This is a genomic window from Brevibacillus reuszeri (assembly GCF_001187725.1).
GTDB classification, from domain to species: domain Bacteria; phylum Bacillota; class Bacilli; order Brevibacillales; family Brevibacillaceae; genus Brevibacillus; species Brevibacillus reuszeri.
Genome location: NZ_LGIQ01000005.1, coordinates 903,281 through 915,798, shown reverse-complemented (window position 1 = coordinate 915,798; position 12,518 = coordinate 903,281). Strand labels below are relative to the sequence as shown.

12 protein-coding genes are annotated in these 12,518 nt (G+C 49.5%); 5 read left to right on the top strand and 7 right to left on the bottom strand.

From position 1 onward, the window contains the following. Positions 1-193 precede the first annotated feature (193 nt). Positions 194-1,462 carry an MFS transporter gene (locus ADS79_RS07950; protein WP_049737865.1) on the top strand — a complete coding sequence of 423 codons (1,269 nt, stop codon included), beginning with the start codon at positions 194-196 and terminating at the stop codon, positions 1,460-1,462. On the opposite strand, the gene ADS79_RS07945 is transcribed toward ADS79_RS07950, so the two are convergent. Next, on the bottom strand, positions 1,459-2,520 hold the full coding sequence (locus ADS79_RS07945; RefSeq protein ID WP_049737864.1) for a GerMN domain-containing protein: 1,062 nt from the start codon (positions 2,518-2,520) through the stop codon (positions 1,459-1,461). The two genes, ADS79_RS07950 and ADS79_RS07945, sit on opposite strands and share 4 nt — an antisense overlap. Before the next feature lie 96 nt (positions 2,521-2,616). After that, on the bottom strand, positions 2,617-3,429 hold the full coding sequence (racE, locus tag ADS79_RS07940; RefSeq protein WP_049737863.1) for a glutamate racemase: 813 nt from the start codon (positions 3,427-3,429) through the stop codon (positions 2,617-2,619). 171 nt (positions 3,430-3,600) lie between these two features. Between racE and ADS79_RS07935 the strand changes: the two genes are divergently transcribed. Further along, positions 3,601-4,656 (top strand): superoxide dismutase, encoded by a 1,056-nt coding sequence (locus ADS79_RS07935; protein WP_049737862.1) that lies wholly within the window; start codon positions 3,601-3,603, stop codon positions 4,654-4,656. A gap of 72 nt (positions 4,657-4,728) precedes the next feature. Here ADS79_RS07935 and ADS79_RS07930 read toward each other — a convergent pair whose 3' ends face one another. Together ADS79_RS07930 and ADS79_RS07925 are read right to left on the bottom strand one after the other, a co-directional pair. After that, positions 4,729-6,297 (bottom strand): sensor histidine kinase, encoded by a 1,569-nt coding sequence (locus tag ADS79_RS07930; protein WP_049737861.1) that lies wholly within the window; start codon positions 6,295-6,297, stop codon positions 4,729-4,731. Between the two features lie 158 nt (positions 6,298-6,455). After that, positions 6,456-7,361 (bottom strand): PhzF family phenazine biosynthesis protein, encoded by a 906-nt coding sequence (locus tag ADS79_RS07925; RefSeq protein WP_049737860.1) that lies wholly within the window; start codon positions 7,359-7,361, stop codon positions 6,456-6,458. 127 nt (positions 7,362-7,488) lie between these two features. On the opposite strand from ADS79_RS07925, the gene ADS79_RS07920 reads away from it, so the two are divergent. The 3 genes from ADS79_RS07920 to ADS79_RS07910 all read left to right on the top strand — a co-directional run bounded on the left by ADS79_RS07920 (position 7,489) and on the right by ADS79_RS07910 (position 9,488). Further along, positions 7,489-8,358, top strand: a complete 870-nt coding sequence (locus ADS79_RS07920) for a LysR family transcriptional regulator (protein ID WP_049737859.1) — start codon at positions 7,489-7,491, stop codon at positions 8,356-8,358. 19 nt (positions 8,359-8,377) lie between these two features. Continuing rightward, positions 8,378-8,755, top strand: coding sequence for a DUF3899 domain-containing protein (locus ADS79_RS07915; protein WP_049737858.1), 378 nt, complete (start codon positions 8,378-8,380; stop codon positions 8,753-8,755). Between the two features lie 76 nt (positions 8,756-8,831). Beyond that, positions 8,832-9,488 carry an aminoglycoside 6-adenylyltransferase gene (locus tag ADS79_RS07910; RefSeq protein ID WP_049737857.1) on the top strand — a complete coding sequence of 219 codons (657 nt, stop codon included), beginning with the start codon at positions 8,832-8,834 and terminating at the stop codon, positions 9,486-9,488. Positions 9,489-9,555: 67 nt separating this feature from the next. On the opposite strand, the gene ADS79_RS07905 is transcribed toward ADS79_RS07910, so the two are convergent. Genes ADS79_RS07905 through ADS79_RS07895 form a run of 3 tightly spaced genes read right to left on the bottom strand, consistent with a single transcriptional unit; the run spans position 9,556 to position 12,513 of the window. Further along, entirely contained in the window at positions 9,556-10,500 is a 945-nt protein-coding gene (locus tag ADS79_RS07905) for an ABC transporter ATP-binding protein (RefSeq protein ID WP_049737856.1), read from the bottom strand. Beyond that, complete coding sequence (locus tag ADS79_RS07900; RefSeq protein ID WP_049737855.1) at positions 10,497-11,519, bottom strand: ABC transporter ATP-binding protein; 1,023 nt, start codon at positions 11,517-11,519, stop codon at positions 10,497-10,499. Before ADS79_RS07900 ends, ADS79_RS07905 begins: the two co-directional genes overlap by 4 nt. A 58-nt stretch (positions 11,520-11,577) precedes the next feature. Further along, the gene (locus ADS79_RS07895; protein WP_236699932.1) at positions 11,578-12,513 is read right to left on the bottom strand and encodes an ABC transporter permease; all 936 of its coding nucleotides are present in this window, start codon (positions 12,511-12,513) and stop codon (positions 11,578-11,580) included. Between the last annotated feature and the right edge of the window lie 5 nt (positions 12,514-12,518).

The following is a 12,518-nucleotide window of genomic DNA, read 5'->3' as shown; positions in this document are numbered from 1 at the left end:
ACACTCCGCTCATTATACCAGAGGCAGGAAACGGTCTGCCACTGCCCAAACACCAATCCCCTATTTACAGCAATTGCAAATATTCGCATGACTCAGGGCTACCCCCATGTGCAAATAGAAAAATACTTGCGAGCTTGATTTGATTTGAATATTATCTAATTAGATTGTTAACCAATTAAAAGGGGATTTATTTATGGCGTACTTGTATCCACTGCTTCGAAAACCGAATTTGCGCAGGCTGCTCTCTGCAAACTTGCTGAGTGGGATAGGCGATTGGTTCAACAGCGTAGCTGTTCTCAGCTTGCTGCTCGAAATTACTGGCACTGCTATGGCCGTCGGGATTACGCTCGCTCTGCGAACTTTGCCGCATCTGCTTTTTGGTCCTATTGGCGGACTGGTAGCCGACCGTTTTAACCGGAAAACAGTGCTAATTGTGTGTGATTTGGCCCGCGCGCTCATCGCCCTGTCTTTTCTGCTCGTCGCCCATGAAGCTGATTTGTGGATTGTGTATACGGGAACTTTTTTACTCGTTGCCTTCTCAGCCATGTACAATCCGTCCCGTCTGTCTCTTTTGCCACAAATCGTTTCCCGAGATGAACTGGCAGCAGCAAACGCCCTTGATCAGAGTGTATTTGGCATCGTCATGGCTATCGGCTCACTGGTTGGCGGCGTATTTATTGCCTTGTGGGGCAGTGAAATCGCCTTTCTGTACAACTCCCTTTCTTTTCTTGCTTCTGCCCTTTTGCTCGTCAGACTGACCGTTTCCAAGCAGCAGGAGCACCAGGAATCAGACAGTGAGGGCGAATCACTAGAACAGGCTGCCACTTACAAGAATGTCCTGCGGTTTATTCAAAAGACACCGATTGTGTATGCGATTTTGCTCTTAACGACGCTTTGGCCGATCGGTGGTGGAATCATAAACGTTTTGATCAGTGTATATGCTTATCAAGTTTTTGATGCAGGGAAAATGGGGATCGGTCTCTTGTACGGGGCTATCGGACTCGGCTTTATCGTTGGTGGACTGATTGCCCAGCGACTTCAGCGCTATCCGTATGAGGTTGCTTCTGTTGGCCTTGCTATCGAGGGATTTGCCTTTTTATTGACCAGTTTCTCCCCCACTATTTATGTCACAGCGCTTTTCTACGCACTTTCTACGATCGCAGGCGGCATGGGCAACGCGTGTCTGAATACACTCTTGATGCGTCATGTCACCTCTCGCTACCACGGAAGAGTGTTCGCGCTGGAGATGACTCTCTCCAATGTTCTCATCGGTTTATCCATGCTGACTGGCGGTTGGGTGCTTACTGTCGCCGAGCCGCGAATTGTCGGGTTTGTCGCCGGAGTTTTTGTGACTCTCTCCTCGATTCTAATTGGACGATTCATCTGGAAAACAGCAAAAGGGAAGCAAGCAAAAAACCACGCTCGAGGGGACGGGCGTGGTACAGAGACCTTCACAAATTAAAATTGCATCGAATTGAGCTGGATTGGACGACTGACAGGCTTTGTGTAGTCTCCGCTAGCTAGCGGCTTGCCCTCGACCAGGAGCTGCACCTTCTTGGCGCCTGTACTCTCTGTCAGGGAAAGCACGAGAGACTGCAAGGCTTCCGGACTGGCATCTTTTCCGTCATCGTACTTGAGGATATCACTGCTCAGGTTGACGGTAATCATTTCCTTCTCTTGCTTGACATCCAGTACACGTGTAGTCCGGAGCAGTGAGCTGAACAATTGGGAGCCTTGCTTTGGACCCTTGATCAATTCCTCCACTGTCGCCTTCGCTACGTCTGCAGTTTCAGGAACTAGTCGAGTGACAGGCACATAATACGTACGCGCATCATCCAGCTGTCCCTGGAAATAAACCGTTACTGACGAGGTGTTTCCAGGGATAGCGCCATCCGCGAGCTCCAGATTGACCCCGTGATTTCGATCAAGCTGGGTAATTGGCGTATTCGCCGCAGGCATCTCGGTCAACGGGGTTCCGTTCACCCAGATTTGTACTGTTTTTACCGTGCTGAACTCTGTCATTGCACGAGTAACAGCGTCCAAAATCCGCTTTTCATCTTTTGCATCATAGGTTTTAAATTCTTTGGAAAAATCGACTGTTGCGACTCCGTTTTTGATGAGAAGTCCTTTGACCTCGGTGCCCTGCGGCAATACTGCGGAGAATCCGCCTTGCAACATTCCTTCTACGGGTCCACCCTTCACCATGTAGCTCAATACTTGCTTGGCAGGGCCTTCCACTTTGGGAAGAACCAACGAAACGGGTACCACATATCCATTCGCATCCAAGAGATACAGCGTTTGTTCTGAGGTCGCTTGGACTGCAGGCCCCGTCCCTTCTGTTCCTCCTGTTGCTGTACCAGTAGTCGGAGTTCCATTATCAATCCCTACAACTACCTCCGACTGTGGTGGCGCATCAATACTGATGGTTTCTTTTTCCGGGCCAAAGAGACCGCAGCCCGATAACAGCATGGCGCTGACCCCCAGCACTGCCGTCACTTTGCCTATGTGTCTTTTCTTCATTTCCCCAGCCTCCTCCAGACACTTTGTACTACCATGTATACGAGCAGGGCTTGGGTTTATGCGTTGAAAGTTTGTCTGACGGCTGTTGGTTGAAAGTTATGCTTCTACTGATTTTTCCAGAGAGTGATGCTGTACCTCGACTTGGCAATCCAGCCACTCTTCTGCAATAGAACGGAAGCGATGCGGATCGCCACTGGTAATGAACAGATGCTCCGGCAAAACGAGCTGGCCACCCTGCGGGTCCGAAGCAATTTGCGTAGACAACTCACGCGCTGTCTCTTCTGCTGAATTGATCAAGCGCACCTGATCTCCCATGACCTCCTGGATAACAGGTGCCAAAAGTGGGTAGTGCGTACAGCCCAAAATCAAGGTATCGAGCTCTTCGCGAATCAAGGGCTTCAACGTCTCCTTCACCACTTCCCGCGCTTTTTGCGAGCTCGCCAGATGATTTTCTACAAGCGGAACAAAATCAGGACAAGCCAAGCCCGCCACAAACAGATCTGGCTGGGCACGCAGCAAGGCACGCTCATACGCTTTGGTTCGAATCGTAGTTTCGGTGCCAATCACTCCGATTCGTCCACTTTTCGTAGCCTGAACAGCTGCACGTGCCCCTGGTTCGATTACGCCAATTACGGGTAACGGTAAATAGGCCATCGCTTCTTCCAAGACGACGGCAGTTGCTGTATTGCAGGCAATGACCAATGCTTTTAGTGGTGTTTGTCGAACAAAGTCAATCATTTGAAAACTGAAAGCGCGAATCTCCTCCGGTGACTTGGAGCCGTACGGACAACGTGCGTTATCACCTACATATAAGATCCGTTCCTCGGGCAGCTGTCGCATAACTTCCTTGGCTACGGTTAATCCTCCCACTCCTGAATCAATTACGGCTATCGCATATTCTTTACTCATGCAAATGTGTCTCCCCTGTTGTATTGAATATAGTACAGCATACCACTATGGCATTTGTGCTACTACCATATGCGGTGCTTAAATTTCTTGTACTCCGCGAATGCCGCACCTTCTCTGGGCTCCTGTCATAGATTGTAGAGGAGATTTGCCCGTAAGAAGGAGGGACCTAAATTGGATGAGCAAACAAAACATTTACTGGATTGGAGCCAGTGGGGCCGCCAATGGATCGAGCATCTGAGAAAAAGCAAGCCGCTGGGTCGCGAGTTGGAACGGCACTTGCACAAATTCGAGGAGACGTTCACCCAAATCGGAAGAAAGGCTTCTTTACTTGATGCAAATAATCATCAAGAAGAACTCCCCGCCCTTCTGTCCAAAGCAGAAGAGGTGCAGAAACAATTCCATCACTTCCTGAGACTGGCCCAATTACATGAGGAGGAGCTTCCCGAAGAGACAACCACTGCCTCCGAGGCCCTCCCGGTCCAATCGGCACCCATCATCCAGCAGCCAGAGGCGATTGCTGAGCCCGTTACTGACGCAGTCATCACCGTTCCCACACCGGTCACCTATCCGTCTGCACGTGAGCCCGTACGTGTCGCCAGGCCAGTCGCGGTCGGTCGACATACCCTACCACCCTTGCCCTATGCCTACAATGCGCTAGAGCCCTATATCGACGAAGCTACCATGCACATCCATCACGACAAGCTGCATCAAAAGTATGTGGATGATCTCAATACTGCAGAACGAAAGCTGGCTGATGCACGCAACAGCGGTAATTTTGATTTGATCCGGCACTGGACGCGCGAGCTGGCTTTTAATGGAGCCGGTCACTACTTGCATACGATTTTCTGGCCTTCCATGAGTCCAAATGGTGGAGGCGAGCCATCTGGTGAGCTGGCCGAGGCAATCACGCGATATTTCGGTTCCTTTGCAGCTTTTCAAAACCAATTTAGCCAGGCAGCTGAAAAAGTGGAAGGGCCAGGTTGGGCAATTCTCGTCTGGTCCCCTCGCGCCCAGCATCTGGAGATTCTCACCGCCGAAAAGCATCAAAACCTCTCCCAGTGGGACATCATTCCGCTGCTTGTTCTCGATGTGTGGGAGCATGCTTATTTTCTTTTGTATCAAAACCAGCGCGATAAATACGTAGAGGGCTGGTGGAACATCGTCAATTGGCCTTATGTTCAGGAACGATTTGCGCAAGCACGCAAGCTGCGTTGGGAACCCCATTGATCAGCCTCGGGAATAAGTAAGCACCCCCTCGATTATCCCTACGTTCGGGGAGGGGGGGTGAATTTGTGTTTCCTAGTTCTGATCAGGCAACCAGACAGTAAACGTGCTCCCTGCTCCAAGCTCGCTCTCAACCTCGATCAGCCCGCCCATCAAGAGGCAAAAATTCTTGCTGATGGCAAGTCCCAGACCTGTCCCTCCGTACTTGCGCGTGGTTGATGAGTCTGCTTGCATAAAAGGCTGGAACAGCTTGTCCATTTGTACCGGTGTCATGCCGATGCCTGTATCCCGAATCCGAAAGCAGTAGCCCGACTTATTTTCACGAGACTGCGGATAACAATCAAAATAGACCGTTCCGTCTTTCGTAAATTTACTTGCGTTACTGAGCAGGTTCATCAAGATTTGACGCAGCTTCATAATATCCGTATGAATCTGCCCCTCCACACTTGACGTAACCAACTGATTCCCATTTCGTTCGATCAGGGGCGATATCGTATTTTGTACGTCAGCTATTAATGCGGGTAAATCGCAGCTTTCGTAGAAAACGTCCATCTTCCCCGCTTCAATCTTGGATATATCCAAAATATCATTGATAAGCGAGAGCAAATGCTTTCCCGCCTTGTTGATTTTCTCCAAATCTTCTAGGAAGACAAGCTCTCCCAGCTCTTCTGCATCTTCCATCAGCATTTCGCTGTACCCGATGATCGCATTGAGAGGAGTACGCAGCTCATGACTCATATTGGCTAAAAACTGGCTTTTGACCTGATTCGCCTGGATTGCGTCATCATGCGCTTTCTCCAGCTGAGCCGTTCTTTCTTTCACCAGCTGTTCCAAATTCTCGTTCAGCTCACGCAATTCCTGATTCATGAGATATATTTCGTTCGTCTTTGCTTCAATCTCCGAATCTTTATTAGAAAAGCGATTGGAGATCACGATACCGAGCAGTGATAGCCCCAATGTCATCAAGGTACCCGCCGCAATCAGATAGGCAAGCCATTCTTGATTGAGTATTTTTCCAGAAGACAGAGCTGCCTTTTCCAGGGGCGTAAAATGAGCAGCCATCATGCCCATATAATGCATGCCTGTGATTGCCGCTCCCATGACCAGCCCGCTAGCGAGCTTTCTCCATACCGCCCCCTTCGTTTCCCCTTTGCGAAAATAAAACGCCAGCCACAGTGCAGCCAGAGAAGCCACAATCGCATTTACGATGGAGAGAGAAAAATAGAGCGGATCATATGTAATGTTAATGAGCATCGCGGACATGCCGATGTAATGCATCGAGGCAATACCAGCAGCAAGCAATAGACCACTTCCAAGCAATTGGAGCGACGAAACATGCCTCTGACAGACCACATGCAGTGCGATAAAGGATGCAATGATGGCTACGACAACCGAGAGAAACACAATGACCAGATCATACGCCACAGGAACTGGCAGAGAAAAAGCGAGCATGCCAACAAAATGCATCGACCAGATCCCCATTCCCATGGCAACTGCTCCAAACGAAATCCATAACCATCGTCTTTCTCCTGTAATCGTGCTGATTCTCCCAACCAAGTCAAGAACCGTGTAGGAAGACACAACTGCAACGATATACGATAATACTACGAGTGCCGAGTCGTGTGAACCACTAAGATGTTCCACCTGCATTCCCTCTCTCTGCTTCTACCTGTCCCTATTATAACGTAAAAATTCGTATATTTTCCCATGAGAATCCCGTCCTGAATACGTTAAATGGCAAAAAAGGAAAATCCCCCGCAAGACCTGCCTGTTTCGGTCTCAAGGGGGACTGGCTCGTTGCTTTATTCCAACGGCAAACGTATTTCTCCTGCAATCGTTATATGCGCCTCACCGGCAACACGAATAACCGGGTCTTGTGCCGATGTATCGATTGTAATGTAAAGCGTGCCCGGTCGATTAATGGCGTGACCTTGTCCGATCACGAGGTGATGCTCTTCACCTGCAGGGAGCAAATTCTCTATGGCCAGATACCCGGCTAGCGCCCCGTTGGCAGCACCTGTCACCGGATCTTCCGGAATCCCGATAGCAGGTGCAAAGTCACGCGTATACAGATTGTAGCCATCTGGGGCATCCCAGGTGAACAAATGTGTAGTCGTGATACCATGCTCCTGGTTCATTGTAGCCAGCTCAGCCAGGGAGGGTACTGCTTGATTAATCGCCTCTTTTGTTTGCACGGGGACAAGCAGATGCAGCCCTCCCGTAGAGGCCAGCTTCATGGGATAACGAGCATCGATATCATCTATGCGTATCCCCACCATCCTCGCTACTTCTTCAAGATTCAAATCTATTTCCTTGACGGAGGGAGTGATCTGCGTCATCTTTACCCGTTGCAGTTGACCATCCTGCGCTTCAAGCTCAACGGGAATCAAACCCACATTGGTTTCGAATACGAGTCGATTTCCTTTTTCCAGCCAACCAAACTCGGTAGCCAATACCCATGTTGAGGCAACTGTTGCATGCCCACAAAAATCGATCTCGACAGTCGGTGAGAAATAGCGGATGCGATAATCTGCCTCTGGATGCGAAGACGGCAGCAAAAATGCGGATTCAGGCAGGTTCAGCTCATTGGCAATTTGCTGCATTTGCGGTAAAGTCAAAGTACTTGCATCTGGGATGACACCTGCTGGATTTCCAGCAAACGGTTTCTTCGTAAATGCGTCTACATGGTATACCTTCAAAGCATTCATTGTATTCTCTCCTTCATGAACGGATGGAATCTTTCTTGCTCTTCATCATAAGTACAAGAAGATTCCAAGTAAACTGAAGGTTTTGCATACATAACATGAATAAAACTTCATGGAAGGAAGAAATCGAATGACTTTGTTTCAAATGGAGGTACTAGTTGCAGTCAGTGATAGTGGCAGCTTCACCCGTGCAGGTGAAAAAATCGGCTTGAGCCAATCAGGAGTCAGTCATACCATCCATGCGTTGGAAAAGGAGCTGGGTATCAGCCTGTTCACACGAAGTCGCAGCGGCGTCAAGCTGACAGCAGCCGGGGTGCAGGTAGACGCGAGTGCACGAATCATTTTAGAACAGACCGCGGCTATCAAGAGAATCGCTGCCCAAGCTGCCGGCATTCACCAAGCTACAATCCGCATCGGTTCCTTTCCCAGCATAACCAAAAGCTTTTTGCCTGCTCTGCTAAAATCCATTCATAAGTTGTATCCACAGATGGAGACACGGCTATTCGAAGGCTCCTATCAGGAAATTAAACAATGGCTGCAAACTGGCGTGGTTGATGTGGGTTTTCATCCCTGGCCCGAAGCAGGATTGGAAGTAACCTTGCTGATTAGCGACAACCTGCATGCTGTACTGCCAGCTCACCATCCACTCGCTACAAAGTCCCTGGTGACATTGGAGCAGTTAGCAGATGAACCCTTCATCATGCCTATGGCGGGCTGTGACCGATTGGTTGGCAGCGCGTTTCAAAAGAATGGCTTAGAGCCTCAGACTGCATTTGAGGTAGCAGACAACGCTACGATCCTGGCTATGGTAGAAGCAGGCGTCGGTGTGACTGTCATACCTGCGCTTACCCTTCCAGCCTCCTTACCCAAGGTAGCAGTCGTAGAGCTTTCCCCAACCGTGACCCGTCACATTGGATTAGCTGTACCTTCTCTGGCGAAAGCCTCACCCGCAGTGCTCGCTTTTATGCGAGAAGCCGAGCGTATCGCTCCTACTTTATAAATAAGGAAGTGTTTTGTACGTGAAAAAATGGATAACTCTCCTACTCGCATTGGCTGTTATTAGCAGCCTACTCCTCGGAATGACTCTGCAACCTACTCATTTGTTATCCATCATTAATCAAAGCTTTTTATTGGGTCTGTTCTTTTTGATGGTCGGATGCCTTGCCCTTGTTGTTCGTTCCGGTTTCTTTGTCGTCTTCTTGCGTGGCTTCAAACAGCTGAAAGGCATGTTCTTCCGCAAGCCCCGCATGATCGAGAATGATATGTTCCAATCAAACGATCCTGCTTTTGAACAAAAAAAGGAAACAATCGCACGGTTTGGAACGTATCTACTTTTGACAATAGGAGCCTGTCTGATTTTATTCTCTCTGATTCTTACCTGCTTCTACTATATCTAAGCAGATTGCGAGACTTACACACTTTATAGAGGCCTACTATAAACATCCGCACCACCGATAGGGAGGGTTCCTCGCGTTGAGAACAGAGCATGAAATGATGAAGATGATTATAGATTTTGCTGCGAAGGATGATCGAATCCGCCTGGCCACTCTGGAAGGATCTCGGACAAATAAAAACATTTCCCCCGACGCATTTCAGGATTATGATCTTTCTTATTTCGTCACCGATATGGATTCCTTCAAGGAAAATGATCACTGGCTCGACCAATTCGGGAAGCGGATCATGATGCAAAAGCCTGAGGATATGGAGCTGTTTCCATCAGAGTTAGGAAATTGGTTTTCCTATCTGATTCTTTTTGAGGATGGCAACAAATTGGATCTGACGCTGATTCTGATCAATGAGGTAAACGATTATTTTGCTGATAGTGATGGTCTGGTTGAGGTCTTGCTGGATAAGGATAGTCGCATCGAAGCTGAAGTGATTGCGAGCGATCGTCAGTATTGGATAAAAAAGCCTACGGCAAGAGAGTTTGATGATTGCTGTAATGAATTTTGGTATGTATCTACGTACTCTGGAAGCAGCTATCCACGCATGTGGCAGTCTTTATTCACTTGCTATGCATTGTTTCGAAAATACTCCAAAGCGGTTGCCAATGGCCTCGGATATGAATATCCTGATTATGACCAAGCCATCAGCACGTATACGGAAAGCATACATAAGCAATGGGCGTAAACGAGTAACGCCAAAAAGACGTTCCGGCTTCGGAACGTCTTTTCACATGCACAAAAGAACGATTGCCTTAAATCAGATGACAAGCAACCCAGTGCCCCGCCTCTGCCTCCTGCCATACTGGCTCCTCTTCCGCACAGCGAGCCGTCGCCAATGGGCAACGAGTTCGAAAGCCACAACCACTCGGCTTGTTCGCTGGGCTAGGCAAATCACCCTGGAGTACGATTCTCTCCCGTTTTACAGTCGGGTCCGGTACTGGAACAGAGGAAAGCAGTGCCTGCGTATACGGATGAAGCGGACGAGCATACAGCTCCTTGCTTGTAGCCAGCTCCACCATTTTGCCTAAATACATCACACCGATGCGATTCGAAATATGCTTCACCATAGACAGATCGTGGGCGATGAACAAATAGGTCAGTCCCCGATCTTGCTGCAGGTCCTCCAGCAGATTTACAACTTGTGCCTGAATGGAAACATCAAGCGCAGATATCGGCTCATCAGCAATGATAAACTCTGGCTCGACAGCCAGCGCTCTTGCGATCCCGATCCGCTGCCTCTGACCACCACTGAATTCATGTGGGAAGCGCTGCGCGTGATCACGATGCAATCCTACCAGCTGTAACAGCTCCGCCACACGCTCCCGGCGCATTCCCCGGTTTAGACCGTGAATATCCAGCCCTTCAGCAATGATATCCTCCACCGTCATCCGCGGGTTCAGACTCGCCTGCGGGTCTTGAAATATCATCTGCACATCCCGATTAAACTGACCGATTTCCTTGCCGCGCAGCTTGTGCACATTCTTCCCTTTAAACAAAACTTCGCCGTCTGTATTCTCATAGAGTCTGATGATCGTACGTCCAAGCGTGGATTTCCCGCATCCGCTCTCCCCTACCAGTCCAAGCGTTTCCCCCTTATTGATCGTAAAGGAAACACCATCTACCGCTTTGAGGTCAAACTCTTGTCCAATCGAAAAGTACTTTTTCAAGTTACGTACTTCCACAAGTGCCTGCGTCATACTCCTTGCCTCCCTGCTGCAACCAGCTCTTCGATACGTGGCGCCCGCGGGTCGTGCAGCCAGCATGCTGCCTGATGCCCCTCTGCAAACTCACTCGTTACTGGCATTTGTTGATCGCATACTTCCATGGCAAAATCACAACGAGCGGCAAACGGGCAGCCCTTTGGCGGTTGGAACAAGTCTGGCGGACTTCCTTCAATCGGTATCAAGCGCTGCTTTTCACCCTCATCCAAACGTGGCAGTGAACGCATCAATCCCCATGTGTACGGATGACGAGGATTGGCAAACACATCTTCGACGGTTCCCGTCTCTACGACCATTCCTGCGTACATGACAACCATGCGGTGAGCAACCTCTGCTACCACTCCCAAGTCATGGGTAATGATGACAACAGACAGCTCCTGCTCTTCCTGCAGTCGCTTCAACAGGTCAAGAATTTGCGCCTGGATGGTTACATCGAGTGCTGTCGTCGGTTCATCTGCGATAACCAGCTTTGGCTGACAAGCGAGTGCGATAGCGATAACGACACGCTGACGCATTCCTCCGCTGAATTGGTGTGGATATTGATCGATCCGTTTTTCCGGGTCCGGTATACCGACCAGTCCGAGCATTTCAATCGCCCGTTTTCGCGCTTCTTCTCTCGTCACCTTTTGACTGCGAACAAAGCCTTCTACAATCTGGGTTCCTACCTTCATCGTCGGATTCAGTGCTGTCATCGGGTCTTGGAAGACCATCCCGATCTGCGTCCCCCGAATGCCAAGCAGTTCCTTCTTCGGCAAATGCGTGATCTCTTTTCCTTCGAAAACGACCTTGCCTCCAATAATTCTCCCCGGGGGATTAGGGATGAGCCCCATTATCGCCTGAGCCGTCACACTCTTGCCACAGCCACTCTCTCCCACGATCGCGACCGTTTCCCCTTTGTCTACATGGAAGGAAACGCCCCGTACAGCCTGGACTTCGCCACCGTACGTCTTGAAATTCACCTTTAAATCATCGATTTCTAGCAAATGCTGCTTCATCGTCATTTCTCCCCCCGTCTCTCGTCACTCTTGTTTCCTCGCCTTTCACAAGGAGCCTTTAATCACGCAGTCGCGGGTCCAGTGCATCCTGTAAGCCGTCACCAAATACGTTGAAGGCAAACATCGTCAATGAAATCATCAAGGCAGGGAAAAACAGACGCCACCAATCGCCTGTCAAAATAACACCAAGGCCATCGTTTGTCATCGTACCCCAGCTCGCTACAGGTGCTTGTACACCCAGCCCCAAGAAGCTCAGGAACGACTCGGCAAAGATCGCAGAGGGAATCGTAAAGGTCAGATTCACGATAATGACGCCAATCGTATTCGGAATCAAATGCTTCAATAAAATGCGTGTAAATTTGGCTCCCAGTACTTGAGCTGCCAAAATAAATTCCTGGTTCTTCAGCTGCAAAATTTGCCCACGCACTAGACGCGCCATCCCGGTCCAGCCAGTCGCAGACAAAGCGATGATAATCGTAAGCATTCCTGGCTCCATGACTACCATCAGCAAAATGACAACCAACAGGTATGGAAGCCCATACAGCACTTCAATTACACGCATGATAATCGTATCGATGCGATCACCGCGCTTGCCACGCCCTGCCATGTAGCCAGCAATACCTCCGACTGTAACCCCGATCACCAGGTCGATGAGCGCTGCTACGACACCAATCGTGAGTGAAATCCTCGCTCCATACCATGTACGGGCAAACATGTCGCGTCCAAGCTCATCGGTACCAAACCAATGCTCCGAGGAAGTTTCCTGGTTTTTGGTCAACAAGCTCTGATCTGAATAGCTATACGGAACCATGCTCGGTCCGATGATCGCCATGCCCACCAGCAATACGATGATGATCAGTCCTAGCATCGCCAATTTGTTTTTGATCAGCTTGCGAATTACTTGCTGCGCATTGCTAAGACTCGGCCGTGAGATGACATTGGCCTGCGTGTTTTTGGCCAAAGGGCGAAATAACGGGTCTATTCTTTGTTCCATTGCCA